Source organism: Enterobacter sp. E1 (assembly GCF_016809815.1).
Lineage (GTDB): Bacteria > Pseudomonadota > Gammaproteobacteria > Enterobacterales > Enterobacteriaceae > Enterobacter > Enterobacter adelaidei.
Window position 1 is genome coordinate 882,555 of record NZ_JAFBJM010000001.1, and the last position, 17,504, is coordinate 900,058.

At 51.0% G+C, this 17,504-nt stretch carries 21 protein-coding genes; 16 read left to right on the forward strand and 5 right to left on the reverse strand.

Annotated features, from left to right (window positions below; genetic code table 11):
- The first annotated feature begins 26 nt into the window (after positions 1-26).
- From rsfS to lipA, 10 genes are all read left to right on the forward strand, one after another.
- Positions 27-344 carry a ribosome silencing factor gene (rsfS, locus tag JGF26_RS04360; protein WP_003858696.1) on the forward strand — a complete coding sequence of 106 codons (318 nt, stop codon included), beginning with the start codon at positions 27-29 and terminating at the stop codon, positions 342-344.
- Positions 345-347: 3 nt separating this feature from the next.
- Entirely contained in the window at positions 348-815 is a 468-nt protein-coding gene (gene rlmH, locus JGF26_RS04365; RefSeq protein ID WP_003858701.1) for a 23S rRNA (pseudouridine(1915)-N(3))-methyltransferase RlmH, read from the forward strand.
- 29 nt (positions 816-844) lie between these two features.
- The gene (gene mrdA / locus JGF26_RS04370) at positions 845-2,746 is read left to right on the forward strand and encodes a peptidoglycan DD-transpeptidase MrdA (protein WP_049007948.1); all 1,902 of its coding nucleotides are present in this window, start codon (positions 845-847) and stop codon (positions 2,744-2,746) included.
- A gap of 2 nt (positions 2,747-2,748) precedes the next feature.
- On the forward strand, positions 2,749-3,861 hold the full coding sequence (gene mrdB, locus JGF26_RS04375; protein ID WP_028019475.1) for a peptidoglycan glycosyltransferase MrdB: 1,113 nt from the start codon (positions 2,749-2,751) through the stop codon (positions 3,859-3,861).
- A gap of 16 nt (positions 3,862-3,877) precedes the next feature.
- Complete coding sequence (rlpA, locus tag JGF26_RS04380; RefSeq protein WP_134707308.1) at positions 3,878-4,990, forward strand: endolytic peptidoglycan transglycosylase RlpA; 1,113 nt, start codon at positions 3,878-3,880, stop codon at positions 4,988-4,990.
- Between the two features lie 139 nt (positions 4,991-5,129).
- A complete protein-coding gene (gene dacA / locus JGF26_RS04385) occupies positions 5,130-6,341 on the forward strand; it encodes a D-alanyl-D-alanine carboxypeptidase DacA (RefSeq protein ID WP_028019477.1) in 1,212 nt (403 codons plus the stop codon).
- Between the two features lie 105 nt (positions 6,342-6,446).
- Entirely contained in the window at positions 6,447-6,710 is a 264-nt protein-coding gene (gene ybeD, locus JGF26_RS04390) for a DUF493 family protein YbeD (RefSeq protein ID WP_003858718.1), read from the forward strand.
- A gap of 94 nt (positions 6,711-6,804) precedes the next feature.
- Positions 6,805-7,446, forward strand: coding sequence for a lipoyl(octanoyl) transferase LipB (gene lipB / locus JGF26_RS04395; RefSeq protein ID WP_028019478.1), 642 nt, complete (start codon positions 6,805-6,807; stop codon positions 7,444-7,446).
- Between the two features lie 291 nt (positions 7,447-7,737).
- Positions 7,738-8,691: a YbeF family transcriptional regulator gene (locus tag JGF26_RS04400; RefSeq protein ID WP_032667026.1), complete on the forward strand. Its 954-nt coding sequence runs from the start codon at positions 7,738-7,740 to the stop codon at positions 8,689-8,691.
- Positions 8,692-8,898: 207 nt separating this feature from the next.
- Positions 8,899-9,864 (forward strand): lipoyl synthase, encoded by a 966-nt coding sequence (gene lipA, locus JGF26_RS04405; RefSeq protein ID WP_028019480.1) that lies wholly within the window; start codon positions 8,899-8,901, stop codon positions 9,862-9,864.
- 81 nt (positions 9,865-9,945) lie between these two features.
- On the opposite strand, the gene tatE is transcribed toward lipA, so the two are convergent.
- Entirely contained in the window at positions 9,946-10,149 is a 204-nt protein-coding gene (gene tatE, locus JGF26_RS04410) for a twin-arginine translocase subunit TatE (protein ID WP_023310742.1), read from the reverse strand.
- A gap of 125 nt (positions 10,150-10,274) precedes the next feature.
- Positions 10,275-11,063 (reverse strand): deaminated glutathione amidase, encoded by a 789-nt coding sequence (locus JGF26_RS04415; protein WP_134707307.1) that lies wholly within the window; start codon positions 11,061-11,063, stop codon positions 10,275-10,277.
- 67 nt (positions 11,064-11,130) lie between these two features.
- Between JGF26_RS04415 and crcB the strand changes: the two genes are divergently transcribed.
- Positions 11,131-11,514, forward strand: coding sequence for a fluoride efflux transporter CrcB (crcB, locus tag JGF26_RS04420; protein WP_134707306.1), 384 nt, complete (start codon positions 11,131-11,133; stop codon positions 11,512-11,514).
- A 219-nt stretch (positions 11,515-11,733) separates the two neighbouring features.
- On the opposite strand, the gene cspE is transcribed toward crcB, so the two are convergent.
- The gene (cspE, locus tag JGF26_RS04425) at positions 11,734-11,943 is read right to left on the reverse strand and encodes a transcription antiterminator/RNA stability regulator CspE (protein ID WP_002439184.1); all 210 of its coding nucleotides are present in this window, start codon (positions 11,941-11,943) and stop codon (positions 11,734-11,736) included.
- 190 nt (positions 11,944-12,133) lie between these two features.
- Positions 12,134-12,751 (reverse strand): lipid IV(A) palmitoyltransferase PagP, encoded by a 618-nt coding sequence (gene pagP / locus JGF26_RS04430; protein WP_167587143.1) that lies wholly within the window; start codon positions 12,749-12,751, stop codon positions 12,134-12,136.
- A gap of 391 nt (positions 12,752-13,142) precedes the next feature.
- On the opposite strand from pagP, the gene dcuC reads away from it, so the two are divergent.
- Both dcuC and rna read left to right on the forward strand, forming a co-directional pair.
- Positions 13,143-14,510, forward strand: coding sequence for an anaerobic C4-dicarboxylate transporter DcuC (dcuC, locus tag JGF26_RS04435; protein ID WP_028019484.1), 1,368 nt, complete (start codon positions 13,143-13,145; stop codon positions 14,508-14,510).
- 94 nt (positions 14,511-14,604) lie between these two features.
- The gene (gene rna, locus JGF26_RS04440; protein ID WP_032667027.1) at positions 14,605-15,414 is read left to right on the forward strand and encodes a ribonuclease I; all 810 of its coding nucleotides are present in this window, start codon (positions 14,605-14,607) and stop codon (positions 15,412-15,414) included.
- Here the strand turns inward: rna and JGF26_RS04445 are convergent.
- Entirely contained in the window at positions 15,408-16,025 is a 618-nt protein-coding gene (locus JGF26_RS04445; protein ID WP_134707304.1) for a flavin reductase family protein, read from the reverse strand. The genes rna and JGF26_RS04445 overlap by 7 nt on opposite strands.
- Before the next feature lie 246 nt (positions 16,026-16,271).
- Here JGF26_RS04445 and rnk point away from each other — a divergent pair, with 246 nt between their 5' ends.
- The 3 genes from rnk to uspG all read left to right on the forward strand — a co-directional run bounded on the left by rnk (position 16,272) and on the right by uspG (position 17,466).
- Positions 16,272-16,682, forward strand: a complete 411-nt coding sequence (rnk, locus tag JGF26_RS04450) for a nucleoside diphosphate kinase regulator (protein WP_028019487.1) — start codon at positions 16,272-16,274, stop codon at positions 16,680-16,682.
- A gap of 138 nt (positions 16,683-16,820) precedes the next feature.
- On the forward strand, positions 16,821-16,910 hold the full coding sequence (yldA, locus tag JGF26_RS22510) for a small membrane protein YldA (protein WP_272910382.1): 90 nt from the start codon (positions 16,821-16,823) through the stop codon (positions 16,908-16,910).
- A gap of 127 nt (positions 16,911-17,037) precedes the next feature.
- Positions 17,038-17,466, forward strand: coding sequence for a universal stress protein UspG (uspG, locus tag JGF26_RS04455; RefSeq protein WP_028019488.1), 429 nt, complete (start codon positions 17,038-17,040; stop codon positions 17,464-17,466).
- The last annotated feature ends 38 nt before the right edge of the window (positions 17,467-17,504 follow it).

The following is a 17,504-nucleotide window of genomic DNA, read 5'->3' on the forward strand; positions in this document are numbered from 1 at the left end:
AATCTCGTTCACCCCAGGGGGAAAACTTGCAGGGTAAAGCACTCCAGGATTTTGTTATTGACAAAATTGATGACCTGAAAGGTCAGGACATCATCGCTATCGACGTTAAGGGTAAATCCAGTATTACCGACTGCATGATTATCTGCACCGGTACTTCTACGCGTCATGTTGTTTCGATTGCCGATCACGTGGTTCAGGAATCACGTGCAGCAGGGCTGTTGCCGCTTGGTGTTGAAGGTGAAGCGACGGCTGACTGGGTGGTTGTCGACCTCGGCGATGTGATTGTCCATGTCATGCAGGAAGAGAGCCGTCGCCTGTATGAGCTGGAAAAACTCTGGGGTTAATGCGTGAAGTTGCAACTGGTCGCCGTCGGCACCAAAATGCCGGACTGGGTACAAACCGGTTTTACTGAGTATCTGCGTCGTTTCCCAAAAGACATGCCGTTCGAACTGGTGGAGATCCCCGCCGGAAAGCGCGGCAAGAACGCCGATATCAAACGTATTCTTGATAAAGAGGGCGAACTGATGCTGGCTGCCGCAGGCAAAAACCGCATCGTCACCCTCGATATTCCAGGAAAACCCTGGGATACGCCGCAGCTGGCGCACGAACTGGAGCGCTGGAAGCAGGATGGCCGTGACGTCAGTCTGTTGATTGGCGGGCCAGAAGGGTTATCCCCTGCCTGCAAAGCGGCAGCAGAACAAAGTTGGTCTCTCTCCGCGCTGACGCTTCCCCATCCGCTCGTTCGGGTACTGGTGGCAGAAAGCCTGTATCGCGCGTGGAGCATTACGACCAACCACCCCTATCACCGCGAATAGTGACTTGACCAGGGTAGATTAAGCAGCGGATGAAACTACAGAATTCTTTTCGCGACTATACGGCTGAGTCCGCGCTGTTTGTGCGCCGGGCGCTGGTCGCCTTTACGGGGATTTTGCTGCTTACCGGCGTGCTGATCGCCAACCTTTATAATCTGCAAATTGTCCGCTTTACCGATTACCAGACGCGTTCAAACGAAAACCGTATTAAGCTGGTGCCAATCGCCCCCAGCCGCGGCATCATTTACGACCGTAACGGCACACCGCTGGCGTTAAACCGCACCATCTATCAAATAGAGATGATGCCGGAAAAGGTCGATAATGTTCAGGATACGCTGGAAGCGCTGAGAAGCGTTGTCGATCTTAACGATGACGATATCGCCGCTTTCAAAAAAGAACGGGCCCGCTCTCACCGTTTCACCTCCATTCCGGTAAAAACCAATCTGACGGAAGTCCAGGTTGCCCGCTTTGCGGTAAACCAGTACCGTTTCCCCGGCGTGGAAGTGAAGGGTTACAAACGTCGCTACTACCCTTATGGCTCTGCGCTGACGCATGTGATTGGCTACGTTTCCAAAATTAACGATAAAGACGTCGATCGTCTCGATAAAGACGGCAAACTGGCGAACTACGCCGCGACGCACGATATCGGTAAGCTGGGGATTGAACGTTATTACGAAGATGTTCTGCACGGACAGACTGGCTATGAAGAGGTTGAGGTTAACAACCGTGGCCGCGTTATTCGCCAGCTTAAAGAAGTGCCGCCTCAGGCGGGACATGATGTCTATCTGACGCTCGATCTTAAGCTTCAGCAGTATATTGAAACCCTGCTGGCAGGCAGCCGTGCAGCCGTTGTGGTCACCGATCCGCGTACCGGTGGCATTCTGGCAATGGTTTCAATGCCAAGTTATGACCCGAACCTGTTTGTCGACGGCATCTCCAGTAAGGACTATTCCGGTCTGCTGAATGACCCTAATACGCCGCTGGTGAACCGCGCGACACAGGGTGTTTACCCGCCAGCGTCAACGGTTAAACCGTACGTAGCGGTTTCTGCATTGAGTGCCGGTGTTATCAACCGTAATACCAGCCTGTTTGACCCGGGCTGGTGGCAGTTGCCTGGTTCTGAAAAACGCTACCGTGACTGGAAAAAATGGGGCCACGGTCATCTGAACGTCACCAAATCGCTGGAGGAGTCTGCGGATACCTTCTTCTATCAGGTGGCGTATGACATGGGGATTGACCGCCTCTCAGAGTGGATGAGCAAATTCGGTTATGGGCACTACACCGGCGTTGACCTTGCAGAAGAACGTTCCGGTAATATGCCAACGCGTGAATGGAAGCTGAAACGCTTTAAAAAACCATGGTATCAGGGCGATACCATTCCGGTGGGTATCGGACAGGGTTACTGGACAGCAACACCGCTTCAGATGAACAAAGCCATGATGATCCTCATCAATGACGGTGTCGTGAAAGTTCCACACCTGCTACTAAGTACGGTTGAAGACGGTAAAAAAGTGCCCTGGAACCAGCCGCATGAAGCGCCTGTGGGGGATATTCACTCCGGCTTCTGGGAAATCGCTAAAGACGGTATGTACGGCGTAGCAAACCGCCCTAACGGTACCGCGCATAAGTATTTCGCTGGTACGCCGTATAAAGTGGCCGCGAAATCAGGTACTGCGCAGGTGTTTGGTCTGAAAGCCAATGAAACCTATAACGCGCACCGCATTGCCGAAAGACTGCGTGACCATAAACTGATGACGGCATTTGCCCCTTATGATAACCCGCAGGTGGCGGTGGCAATGATTCTGGAGAACGGCGGTGCCGGACCAGCAGTCGGGACCATCATGCGCCAGATCCTTGACCACATTATGCTGGGTGATAACAACACCGAACTGCCGGCTGAAAACCCGGCCGCCGCTGCGGCGGAGGACCAATAATCATGACGGATAATCCAAATAAGAAATCGCTGTGGGATAAAATCCACATCGACCCAGCCATGCTGCTGATCCTGCTGGCTCTGCTGGTTTACAGCGCCCTGGTTATCTGGAGCGCCAGTGGCCAGGACATCGGCATGATGGAGCGCAAAATCGGCCAGATCGCGATGGGTCTGGTCATTATGGTGGTCATGGCGCAGATCCCGCCGCGCGTCTATGAAGGCTGGGCGCCGTATCTGTATATATTCTGTATTGTGTTGCTGGTTGCGGTTGACGCCTTCGGCGCTATCTCTAAAGGCGCACAGCGCTGGCTGGATCTGGGTGTGGTTCGCTTCCAGCCTTCTGAAATTGCCAAAATTGCCGTTCCATTGATGGTCGCGCGCTTTATCAACCGTGACGTCTGCCCGCCGTCGCTAAAAAATACCGCCATCGCGCTGGTGCTGATTTTCCTGCCGACACTGCTGGTTGCCGCGCAGCCTGACCTTGGCACCTCAATCTTAATCGCTCTCTCCGGCCTGTTTGTTCTCTTCCTGTCTGGCTTAAGCTGGCGTCTGATTGGTATCGCGGTGGTGCTGATTGCGGCTTTCATCCCCATTCTCTGGTTCTTCCTGATGCATGATTACCAGCGCCAGCGCGTAATGATGTTGCTCGATCCAGAAACCGATCCGCTTGGTGCGGGCTATCATATTATTCAGTCCAAGATTGCGATTGGCTCTGGTGGGCTACGCGGTAAAGGCTGGCTACACGGCACCCAGTCTCAGCTGGAATTTTTACCGGAACGCCACACTGACTTTATCTTTGCCGTACTGGCGGAAGAGCTGGGACTGGTTGGCATCTTAATATTGCTGGCGCTCTACGTGCTGCTAATCATGCGCGGATTGTGGATTGCCGCTCGTGCGCAAACCACCTTTGGTCGCGTCATGGCTGGCGGGTTAATGTTGATTTTATTCGTTTATGTCTTCGTAAATATTGGTATGGTGAGTGGTATTCTGCCTGTAGTAGGCGTACCGCTGCCGCTGGTGAGTTACGGAGGCTCGGCACTGATCGTGTTGATGGCCGGGTTTGGTATCGTAATGTCGATCCATACCCACAGAAAAATGTTGTCAAAAAGCGTATAAAAATAAGGGGATCGGAATGCGTAAGCAGTGGCTGGGGATCTGCATCGCGGCAAGTTTACTTGCGGCCTGCACAAGTGATGATGGTCAGCAACAGGCAACCGTCGCGCCACCGCAGCCTGCGGTTTGTAATGGCCCGATCGTTGAAATCAGCGGTGCCGATCCCGTTTATGAACCGCTAAATGCCAGCGCGAATCAGGATTACGAGCGCGACGGCAAAAGCTACAAAATTGTTCAGGATCCTTCTCGTTTCAGTCAGGCAGGCTTTGCCGCCATTTATGATGCTGAACCCGGTAGTAACCTGACTGCATCAGGCGAAGCCTTTGACCCAATGCAGCTTACCGCAGCGCACCCAACGCTGCCGATCCCAAGCTATGCTCGTATAACGAACCTGGCGAATGGGCGAATGATCGTCGTGAAAATTAACGATCGCGGCCCGTACGGTAATGACCGGGTGATATCTCTGTCCCGCGCATCCGCTGACCGCCTGAACACCTCAAACAATACCAAAGTCCGTATTGATCCGATTATTGTAGCGCAGGATGGTTCGCTGTCCGGCCCAGGCACAGCATGTACCACGGTGGCTAAACAGACTTATGCCCTTCCTGACCGCCCAAATCTTGACGGTGGAATGGGGAGCGCCTCTTCACCGGTAGAGCCTGCTCAGCCAGGTGGGGAGATCCGCGCCATCAGCAATGATACCCTGCAAAGCGATGACTCGACCGGCGCACCGGTAAAGAGTAGCGGCTTCCTTGGCGCACCAACGACCTTAGCCGCAGGCGTGCTGGAAGGCAGTGAACCTACACCAGCACCCGCTCCTGTTACCGCTCCGGCTACCCAGCCAGCTCCTGTAACAGCCCCAGCCGTGACGCAAAGTGCGCCAGTTGCTGCTCCAGCAGCGGCCAGTGGCAGCTATGTGGTTCAGGTAGGCGCAGTGAGCGATCAGGCCCGGGCCAAACAGTATCAGCAGCGTCTGAGCCAGCAGTTTGGCGTACCAGGACGCGTTGAGCAGAATGGCGCGGTCTGGCGTATTCAAATGGGGCCGTTTGCCAGCAAATCGCAGGCAGCGTCCTTGCAGCAGCGTCTGCAGAATGAAGCTCAACTTCAGTCATTTATCGCTGTTGCGAAATAATGAACCGGCGGTATCCGAATTGTCAGTTTGTGTAAAACACATTCACAAACTCATGCTTAAAGTCGGATGCCTGCCTGAATAGCATTTGCTATAGTAGGGCACTTTTTTTAATTCCATCACGGATGTCGTAGTTCTGACCATGAAGACCACTTTTTCCGCTCGTTTTGTGCAGCGCATGGCGCTGACCACGGCCCTTTGCGCTACTGCACTCTCTGCAGCTCACGCCGATGACCTGAATATCAAGACCATGATCCCTGGCGTTCCGCAAATTGATGCTGAATCCTACATCCTGATCGACTACAACTCTGGCAAAGTGCTGGCGGAACAGAACGCCGATGCTCGCCGTGACCCGGCTAGCCTGACCAAAATGATGACCAGCTACGTTATCGGCCAGGCGATGAAAGCGGGTAAATTCAAAGAATCAGATCTGGTCACCATCGGTAATGATGCGTGGGCAACCGGGAACCCTGTTTTCAAAGGTTCCTCGCTGATGTTCCTGAAACCAGGTATGCAGGTTCCTGTTTCTCAGTTGATCCGTGGTATCAACCTGCAGTCTGGTAACGATGCCTGCGTAGCCATGGCCGATTTCGCCGCCGGTAGTCAGGATGCCTTCGTAGGTCTGATGAACAGCTATGTTACCGCGCTGGGTCTGAAAAACAGCCATTTCCAGACCGTGCATGGCCTGGACGCCGATGGCCAGTACAGCTCCGCACGTGATATGGCGCTGATTGGTCAGGCACTGATCCGCGACGTACCTAATGAGTACTCTATCTATAAAGAGAAAGAGTTCACCTTCAACGGTATTCGTCAGACCAACCGTAACGGCTTGCTGTGGGATAACAGCCTGAACGTTGACGGCATCAAAACCGGTCACACCGACAAAGCCGGTTACAACCTGGTGGCCTCTGCGACAGAAGGCCAGATGCGCCTGATCTCCGCCGTGATGGGCGGTCGCACCTTTAAAGGCCGTGAAACAGAAAGCAAAAAACTGCTGACCTGGGGCTTCCGTTTCTTCGAAACCGTAAACCCACTGAAAGCAGGTAAAGAGTTTGCTTCTGAACCTGTCTGGTTCGGCGATAACGACCGTGCCTCCCTCGGCGTTGATAAAGACCTGTACCTGACCATTCCACGCGGTCGAATGAAAGATCTGAAAGCCAGCTATGTACTGAACAGCACCGAACTGCATGCGCCACTGCAGAAAAACCAGGTGGTGGGCACGATCAACTTCCAGCTGGATGGCAAGACTATCGATCAGCGTCCACTGGTTGTCCTGCAAGAAATTCCTGAAGGCAATTTCTTCGGCAAAATCATTGATTACATTAAATTGATGTTCCATCACTGGTTTGGTTAAAAATCGAACACTTGAAAGTGTGATTTTGATCCCCATATACTAAGTATCCTGATAACTCCCACCTGACGTGGGAGTTATTCTTTTTGACGTTACGCCGGAGCTGACATGAAAACCAAACTTAACGAACTGCTTGAATTCCCTACCCCGTTTACCTACAAAGTAATGGGTCTGGCGAAACCTGAGCTGGTTGATCAGGTGGTTGAAGTGGTACAGCGCCATGCGCCGGGTGACTACTCTCCGTCAGTAAAACCAAGCAGCAAGGGCAACTACCACTCGGTTTCTATTACCATCACTGCGACTCACATTGAGCAGGTTGAGACGCTGTACGAAGAACTCGGCAATATCGAAATTGTTCGTATGGTGCTGTAGTCCCTTAGAGGTTACCCGCTTTGCCGGGTAACCCCTCTTCCCGCTGTGATATACTCCCTCTCATCTTATGTCCTTCGTCTTCGGAGACGCAGTTTTGTATCAGGATAAAATTCTGGTCCGTCACCTCGGGCTGCAACCTTATGAGCCTGTCTCCCAGGCTATGCATGACTTTACCGATTCACGCGATGACAGCACCCCTGATGAAATCTGGCTGGTCGAACACCTGCCGGTATTTACACAGGGCCAGGCGGGAAAAGCGGAACACTTATTAATGACGGGTGATATCCCGGTTATTCAGAGCGACCGCGGCGGACAGGTAACGTATCACGGGCCGGGGCAGCAGGTGATGTACGTCCTGCTTAATCTGAAGCGCAGAAAACTGGGTGTGCGTGAACTGGTTACCTTACTGGAACACACTGTCGTCAATACGCTGGCGGAATACGGCATTGACGCTCACCCGCGTGCCGATGCACCTGGTGTCTACGTCGGCGAAATGAAGATCTGCTCTCTGGGACTGCGTATTCGAAAAGGTTGTTCATTTCACGGTCTGGCGTTGAATATTAATATGGATCTTACGCCTTTCCAGCGCATAAACCCCTGTGGCTACGCCGGCATGGAAATGACACAAATGTGCCAGTGGGTCGACACGGCTGCGCCAGAAAATATTCGTCCTGTCCTTTTGAAGCACATGTTAGCGCTACTTAACAATCCCCCACACGAATATATCCCTGCTTAATATATTATACAACATGGCTCGATAATTTGACGGGCCAGTGTTTATTTACCGCTTTTACGCTTTACAATAAACCACAGATTCTATATTTTCGAAGCGCCCGAATATTACCGTTACATATTATTTAGCCTCCAGCAAGCGCGATACGCAGGATCTAAGTAACTTGAGTGATAATCACACAACTGTTTGTTTTTGATAGACAAGTAAAACAAAACCAACACTTTACGAATCTCTACAGGCATAATAAATAAATTCAACTATCATTCATAATGTGAATGTATACGGAGTAAAAGCGTGGAGTCTACTAATTTACCAGCTAAACGCCTGAATGAACCTGGTGGCGAAGACAAGCCGCAAATTTTTCGGACTTTACGTAATATTGATCTCAATTTACTGACTATTTTTGAGGCAGTATATGTCCATAAGGGTATCGTTAATGCTGCGAAAATTCTTAATCTCACGCCATCAGCAATAAGTCAGTCAATCCAAAAGCTACGCGCTATATTTCCCGACCCGTTATTTATCCGTAAGGGTCAGGGGGTGACGCCAACGGCTTACGCCACACATCTCCACGAGTACATCAGCCAGGGGCTGGAGTCGATCCTGGGCGCACTGGATTTAACCGGGAGCTACGATAAGCAGAGAACCATCACCATCGGCTGCTCCCCTTCTGTGGGTGTACTGGTGATGCCTGCGATCTTCCAGGCCGTGAAAGAGCAAGTGCCGCAGCTCCTGCTTCGCAATGTGCCTCTCAATGAACCTGATATTCAGCTTGCTCAGTTTCAGACAGACCTGATTATTGATAGCGGCAGCTTTAGCGCCAGAGCACTCGGGCAAAATGTGCTTTATGCAGATAACCTGGTTCTGGTTTGCCGCCAACATCATCCTGCTCTTAGCGAGCCATTGGCCATCGAAAACTTGCGCAACTATGATCATTCATCATTCATGACCGATGGGCAGTCTAATCATGCCCTGCGCCAGCGGATTGATGAAATCTTCCCGGAACGTCAGATCAGTTTCAGCAGTTACAATATGTTTACCACCGCATCCCTGATTGGCAGCAGTGACATGCTCTGTATCATGCCTTCACGCCTGTACAGCCTGCTGCGAAAATGCTGGCCGCTGGAGAGTATTCCTCTCAGCCAACTTAATGCGGAATCTATCGAGATTTCACTGCATTACAACAAACTGAGTTTGCGCGATCCGGTACTGGAAAACGTCATCCGCATTATCCGTCAGGCCTTCTGACAGATTTAGCCAGCACAAGCCCCTGCCAGAGGCAGGGCAAAAGGCACAAAACAACAACTATTTTACAAATTGGCGACCTGGCAGGCTGCTTTAACGACCGTTTCAATGATATACTGCCTGTCGTTCGTTCAAAAATAGTTGATAAATACAACATTCCCTTGAATTGAAACGCTTTCCTTCGATATTCGCAACTGGAACACGCACGCTATGAGTAAACCCATTGTGATGGAACGCGGTGTTAAATACCGCGATGCCGATAAAATGGCCCTTATCCCGGTTAAAAACGTGGCTACAGAGCGCGAGGCGCTGTTAAGAAAACCGGAATGGATGAAAATCAAACTTCCAGCCGACTCTTCGCGTATCCAGGGGATCAAAGCGGCGATGCGCAAGAATGGCCTTCACTCCGTCTGTGAAGAAGCCTCTTGTCCGAACCTTGCTGAATGTTTCAATCACGGCACCGCGACGTTTATGATTCTGGGTGCCATCTGTACCCGCCGCTGCCCGTTCTGCGATGTTGCTCATGGCCGTCCGGTAGCGCCCGACGCTAACGAGCCTCAAAAACTGGCACAGACCATCGCCGACATGGCGCTGCGTTATGTCGTCATCACATCTGTTGACCGTGACGACCTGCGTGATGGGGGTGCTCAGCACTTTGCTGACTGTATTACTGCCATTCGTGAGAAAAGCCCGAACATCAAAATCGAGACGCTGGTTCCTGACTTCCGCGGCCGTATGGACCGTGCGCTGGACATCCTGACCGCGACGCCGCCAGATGTGTTTAACCACAATCTGGAGAACGTACCACGTATCTACCGCCAGGTACGTCCAGGTGCAGATTATAACTGGTCCCTGAAGCTGCTTGAGCGCTTCAAAGAGGCGCATCCGCATATTCCAACCAAGTCTGGCCTGATGGTTGGCCTGGGTGAAACCAATGATGAAATCATTGAGGTAATGCGCGATCTGCGTCGCCACGGCGTCACTATGCTGACGTTGGGACAATATCTGCAGCCAAGCCGCCACCACCTTCCGGTACAGCGCTACGTAAGCCCGGACGAGTTTGATGAGATGAAAGCCGAAGCGATGGCGATGGGCTTTACCCACGCAGCATGCGGCCCATTTGTTCGCTCCTCATACCATGCCGATATGCAGGCGAAAGGCGAAGAAGTTAAATAATTCTGTAATATTCATTTACAGTAATACGAAAAAACCGGCCTCATGAGCCGGTTTTTTTTCGCAAGCCCTCAGGCATTGCTATCACTCTTTGTGAGAAAGCTTGTCTGCCGGGACGTCATCCTCAGCGCTTTTCTTAGCTGCCGCATCATCGTCGTTCATTGCTTTCTTAAAGCCTTTGATGGCAGCCCCCAGGTCACCACCCAGCGTGCGTAACTTCTTGGTACCAAACAGCAGGACGACCAGTGCGGCAACCACCAGCAGTTTGGTAATACTAATCTCACCCATAGATACCTTCTTTACTTAAAACAGGCTGCATTCAGCGCCAAAACCTGATTGTATTAACGGTCATTTGACGCGTGCACACAATAGCAATCTGTAACAAGGTGAATCAAGCATTGTTGAAAAAAACATCACAATAATTGCGGTGGCGCAAACCGACGGTTATGAAGAACAGGTAATTGCTGACGTGCAAGCGCAATCCGTTCTAAATTAATCTCCGCGACCAGCAACACAGGGGTTTCCGCTGCAGCAGCAATCGTCACCCCCAGCGGATCGACCACCCTGCTTTGCCCGATGTTTTTATTACCGCACTCCCCTGCGGCAACGACATAACAAGTGGTATCAAGTGCACGCGCCGCAAGCAATGTTCCCCAATGATGCTCTTTTAACGGCCCTTTCACCCAAGCCGCAGGCAATACCAGAATGTCCGCCCCTTGTAGCGCCAAATTGAGCGCCAGCTCCGGAAAACGTAAATCGTAGCACGTCATCAACCCAACCTTAACGCCGTCAATATCCAGTAGCGGCGGAACACAGTCACCGGGATCAACAAGCCGTGACTCCTGAATGCTGAACGCATCATAGAGATGAAGTTTGGCGTAACGTGCGACAATGGCCCCGCCACGGATAGCCACAAGCGTATTGACTGCTCGACCCGGCGTTGAGGGAACATGGATCGTTAATATCGTCGTCATCGTATTACCCGCGCTCTGAGCGAGCAATTGCTGTAAAAATTCGCCGTCCAGCAACTGCGCGGACTTCACGGATAAATCCGGGTCATTATCATCCCTGGCCAGCAGCGCCTCAGGGAGAACCAGCAACAACGCGCCTTTCTGCCAGGCCTGCTTCATCAGGTTGACGCACGTGAGCGCATTTTTGTGCCAGTCTGGCGTGACCGCAAACTGTCCAACTGCAACATACATATTTGTCCCCTCATCATAAACAGCGTTAAACTCGCTACTCTTACACATCAAATAGCAGGTATTTAGCGTGTTACAACTACTTTTAGCCGTTTTTATTGGTGGGGGAACGGGTAGCGTTGCGCGATGGTTTCTGAGTATGCGGTTTAACCCCCTTCATCAGGCTATACCCATGGGAACACTTGCCGCAAACCTGATTGGTGCTTTCATTATTGGTATGGGGCTGGCCTGGTTTAACCGAATGACACACATCGACCCGATGTGGAAAGTCCTGATTACGACAGGTTTCTGCGGCGGGTTAACCACCTTCTCGACGTTCTCTGCAGAAGTGGTGTTTCTCGTTCAGGAAGGCCGTATCGGCTGGGCGCTGACGAATATCGCGATTAACATGCTCGGCTCCTTTGCGATGACGGGGATCGCATTCTGGCTATTTTCCTCCGCAAGTACGCATTAACTGTCGAACCGTTAATGTTGCCTTAATTTTTCTCTGTCACTCTGGCTCCAGTGCTGAACGAGGGTGACAGAATGAAACAGAGTCTGATGAGCGCAGGAATGGTGTTGTTAAGCGTGCTGATCGTTGCCAGCTTCCTGAAAATGTATCTGCTTGGCTGATTCAAAACGAAAAAAACCCGCTCTGTGAGCGGGTTTTGAAATTCTTGCTGACGCGTCTGAATTACAGAGCGATTACGTTAGCAGCAGAAGGGCCTTTGGCACCGTTAGTGATTTCGAACTCTACACGCTGACCTTCAGCCAGAGTTTTGAAACCATTAGACTGGATTGCAGAGAAGTGTACGAACACGTCTTTGCTGCCATCTTCAGGAGTAATGAAACCGAATCCTTTGGACTCATTAAACCACTTAACGTTACCTTTAATCTTAGACATCAAAATTACCTTTACATTAAAAAACGACACAAATGCTGTGTCGGTTACCAGTACATCAATTGTGAGACCTTTTGTCCAGCGGATCTTTGATAAAAAGTGACTAAAGTCGCGTTAATTTTCACTGACAGATTTTTATCGTTTATGAATCAACGTCTGCGCGTTTTTTCACCATCATGTAACGTTTTGTCAGTTAAAACTGAAAACGCATCCAGGCGAAGTAAACGTTTCCGTTGTTGTAAGTCCCCGGGATGTAGGTCATCTGGAACGTTGCGGGGCCATAGCCAATAGAGGCAAGTGGAAGCAGCACCGGGATCGGGATGTAGTTCCAGTTGTCACGTGCAGTGACGCCGGCGGTATAACCTAAACCGACGTGGAAGTTCTCGTCCGCTAACGGACGCCAGGTTTTCTCCCAGCCATAACCCCCAATCGGTTCCCATTTATTAAACGAATCTTTAAAGGCCATCAGATAGATGCCATGCCAGTTGCCCTTTTCATCCCAGCGCGACTGACCAAAACCAGCCCCCCACGGGCGCTCGTTGTATTTATCTGTCTTCTCTTTGTCATAAGCAAAACGTGCATGCCACGTTATTGCCGGAACATAGAGATCATAATGTTCAGGCGTGGTCCAGGTCTGAGAAACATTATCCGTGAAGGTAGAGAACCAGCCTTTATCCTTTGCGTTGTCCTCTGCCTGTGCAACGGAGGAGAACGTTAACTGCCCAAAAATAAACAACAAAATAGAGAAAAATGTATTACGTACGATCACAATGCAATTACCATTCTTAGTATTCGAGGCAAAGTTTACCATAAATTAGTTTAATCAACGCTTAACAGCATCAGTATTATTCCTAATTATTCGCACTCCTGAGGGAATATTCTTAAAATAGTCCACCTGCAAGCGCGAATAATCACACTAAGGGTGTGCCATTAGCGAATTTATTCCCTGGCAATACAAACACTCAGCAACTTACAAAAAATTAACACTTCATTATCATTGTAAAGACAATTTGCGGTGTTACTACTGGTCAAGCCCCTCATGATATAAATGTATAAGCCGTGGCAAAAACACTGTCTGACTGCTCTTTAGTCATCTATTTATTGATTTTAATCAGCAAGAACAGGCCATTAATTCGGCACATTTTCATCCTTCTTTTTTTTGATTATTTGTGCTCAAGGGCAGCAGAGATACAGGGGAAATCATGCTTACGTTAATCGAACTCCTTATTGGGGTCGTCGTCATTGTCGGTGTAGCTCGCTACATCATTAAGGGATACTCGGCAACAGGCGTATTATTTGTCGGTGGTTTAACACTGCTGATTATCAGCGCCATAATGGGTCATCAGGTGTTACCGGCCAGCGCAAGCAGCACGGGTTACACTGCTACCGATATTGTTGAATACATTAAAATATTACTCATGAGCCGCGGCGGCGACCTGGGTATGATGATCATGATGCTGTGCGGGTTTGCGGCCTACATGACCCATATCGGCGCCAACGACATGGTCGTTAAGCTTGCCTCTAAACCCCTGCAATATATTAACTCTCCGTATCTGCTGATGGTCGCAGCCTATTTCCTCGCCTGCCTGATGTCACTGGCCGTTTCGTCAGCAACCGGACTTGGCGTGCTGTTAATGGCCACGCTGTTCCCGGTGATGGTGAATGTCGGTATTAGCCGTGGTGCGGCGGCGGCAATTTGCGCGTCTCCGGCAGCTATTATTCTCTCCCCTACCTCTGGCGACGTAGTGCTGGCGGCAAAAGCAGCGGAAATGTCGCTTATCGACTTCGCCTTTAAAACCACGCTACCGATCTCGATAGTTTCAATTGTGGGAATGGGTATCGCGCATTTCTTCTGGCAACGCTATCTCGATAAGAAAGAAAACATCAGCCATGAAATGATGGATGTAAGTGAAATCACCACGACAGCGCCAGCGTTTTACGCCATTCTGCCGTTCACGCCGATTATAGGTGTGCTGATTTTTGACGGTAAATGGGGCCCTCAGCTACATATCATTACCATTCTGGTCATCTGTATGCTGCTGGCCGCAGTGCTGGAATTTGTACGCGGCTTTAATACACAAAAAGTCTTCTCTGGCCTGGAAGTTGCGTATCGCGGTATGGCAGATGCGTTTGCTGGCGTTGTTATGCTGTTGGTTGCCGCGGGTGTCTTTGCCCAGGGGCTGAGCACTATCGGTTTTATTCAGAGCCTGATCTCCATCGCGACCTCATTCGGCTCCGCCAGTATTATCCTGATGCTGGTGCTGGTCGTGCTCACCATGCTGGCGGCCATGACCACGGGTTCCGGTAATGCGCCTTTCTACGCCTTCGTTGAGATGATCCCGAAACTGGCTCACTCTTCCGGGATTAATCCAGCGTATCTTTCCATTCCGATGCTGCAGGCGTCGAACCTGGGTCGTACCATTTCCCCTGTATCCGGCGTCGTCGTCGCCGTTGCCGGGATGGCAAAAATTTCGCCATTCGAAGTGGTAAAACGTACCTCCGTACCGGTTATTGTTGGCCTGATTATCGTGATTATTGCCACGGAGGTGCTGGTTCCCGGTGCCGCTTAAGTTAAATTACTGATATCCAGAAAGCGCCTGCGGGCGCTTTTTGTGCTTTAATAATTTCCAGAAATTAATCATGTTTATTCGATCAGGAAATCACATGTTCAGGAAGGATATCGTAATCCCGTCTGGCGCAATGGCGCTGGCACTTTGTGTCTTCTCCACACAGGCCGATCCGCTCAAGGCAACGCAGTATGGCGATTTCGATCGCTATGTGCTGGCGCTCTCCTGGCAAACCGGGTTTTGTCAGAGTATGGTCGAACGTAACCGCAATGAGCCTGACGAATGCCGACTGCAAAAAGAGCGTGAAAATAAAGCTGATTTTCTGACTGTCCACGGGTTATGGCCTGGTTTGCCGAAATCTATTGCCGCACGTGGCGTGGATGAACGTCGCTGGATGCGCTTCGGCTGCGCCACGCGCCCCATTCCAAATATGCCAGAAGCGAAAGCCAGCCGAAAATGCGCTGCCGCCGAAACCGGACTGTCGCTTTCCGGTGCCGCGAAGCTGAATAGCGTGATGCCCGGCGCAGGTGGTAACTCCTGTCTGGAACGTTACGAATATGCCAAACATGGCGTCTGCTTTGGTTTTGATCCCGATGCCTATTTCGGCACGATGGTGCGAATGAATCAGGAAATAAAAAACAGCGAGGTCGGTAAATTCCTGGCGGATAACTACGGTAAAACCGTTACTCGCAGCGATTTTGACAATGCCGTTGCCAAAAGCTGGAGCAAGGAGAATATCAAAGCGTTCAAGCTGACCTGCAATGGTAATCCGGCTTATCTGACCGAAATGCAGGTTTCGCTGAAGGCTGACACCATTAATAATCCACTTTCTGCGACATCATTTGCACCGCAGCCACATCCTGGTAACTGCGGAACACAATTCGTCATTGATAAGGCGGGTTACTGACTTACTACCGGTCGTACCATATCAAACCGGTTTTCATCACTGATGCCATAGTAAGCCGTCGGCCCACCCGCACGCAGGATGGGCTGCGCTTTCGCCGTCTGGTATATCCCCTCTTCCAGCAGCGTTTCGGCAATATGAATACCGACCACCTCTCCTAATACCAGCCAGGTGTCTACCGGCGTACCATCGGCCCCGGTCAACTGAATGCACTGCGACAGGCGACACTCAAAGTTCACCGGGCTTTCTGCCACACGTGGCGCGCGCACCAACTGGCCGGTCGCAGGCGTCAACCCGGCAAAGGTAAATTCATCTTCCCCGTGAGGAAGTGTGGCGGAGGTTTCATTCATTGCTTCGGCTAAATCGCGCGTCGCCAGGTTCCAGACGAACTCTTTTGTTTCGGTAATATTACGCACGCTGTCCTTCCAGCCATTGCTGGAAAAACCGATGATCGGCGGGCGATAGTTAAAGCAGTTAAAGAAGCTATACGGTGCGAGGTTCAGTTGACCTGCATGGTCGCAGGATGAGATCCAGCCAATCGGACGTGGGCCAATAATGGCGTTCAGCGGGTCATGCGGCAGGCCGTGTCCCTGAGACGGTTGGTAGAAGTACATAGTTTTCTCTCCCTGGAGGGCAACGCCCGGATTCAGAACTCTCAGCGTAACGTATTCTGCCAGGAATGAAGACTGAATAAATTTCAGCGAAAATTCATATGGACCATGAATGTGACTTTCATCACTTCAAACTTGCACGCTCAGCCAGTATTATCGGGAGAGTTAAACCCTCGCTGCCAGACGGCGAGGGTTTTCTTTTGGATTGGTTTCTGCGTTACACGCAGTATTAACGACATGGAGTAAAAAATGTCCAGACCTACAATTATCATCAATGAACTCGACGCAGAACGTATCGACAGACTGCTGGAAAAAGCAGAATTCGCCTCACTTCCGGTGGCTGACGCCCTGAACGAGGAGCTGGACCGGGCGCAAATGTGCACGCCAGAGTCGATGCCGCATGACGTCGTCACCATGAACAGCCAGGTAAAATTCCGCAATCTGACTACCGGTGAAGAGTTGACCCGCACGCTGGTTTACCCGGCGCAGATGACAGACAGCAGCACACAGCTTTCCGTTCTGGCACCGGTGGGGGCCGCACTGTTGGGGCTGCGCACAGGGGATACCATCCACTGGGAGTTACCGGGAGGTACCTCTACCCACCTGGAAGTGCTGGCACTGATCTACCAGCCAGAAGCCGCAGGCGATTACCTGCGTTAACCCCTTCTGAACAAGCGCCCACCGCTTTGCACAGAGGATGCAGCCGCATCCTCTTTCCGCAAATTCACCCGAAATGCTTATATCGCGCGAAAAGGCCTTAATCCACGCTTAATCTGTTTTGGTGCCGTGGGGACGGTCATGAGTGAGATACTGGCTATCACACTTATTTTTCTGATTTTTGTGGCGATCATCGTCACGGCAGTGCTCTATCTTGAGCGCTACTGGTAACGCGTTTTTCTCCTGCTTCTCAAACGTAAAATATTCCATGGCTTGAAAAAGTGCCAGACAGCTATCAGAAACCTGAATCATTTTATGCTTGAATGTTTTTAGCGTTTATAAACAAGGAGAAACGGGTATGTATCAGAGAATCATTATGCCGGTTGATGTTTTTGAGATGGAGCTGAGCGACAAAGCGGTTCGCCATGCGGAGTTTCTGGCGCAGAAGGACGGTGTTATCCATCTTTTGCACGTATTGCCCGGTTCCGCCAGCCTGAGCCTGCACCGCTTTGCTGCTGATGTGCGTCGCTTCGAAGAGCATCTTCAGCACGAAGCTGAAAATCGCCTGCAAACCATGGCCAGCCACTTCAGTATCGATCCTTCACGCATCAAAACCCATGTCAGGTTCGGCAGCGTGCGCGATGCCGTTAACGAACTGGCAAGCGAACTGAAAGCAGACGTGGTGGTCATTGGTTCGCGTAACCCTTCCATCACCACACATCTGCTGGGATCAAACGCCTCCAGCGTGATCCGTCACACGCATATTCCGGTGATGGTGGTGAGATAAAAAAAGAGGCCACCTTTGGGTGGCCTCTTGATTTTGCA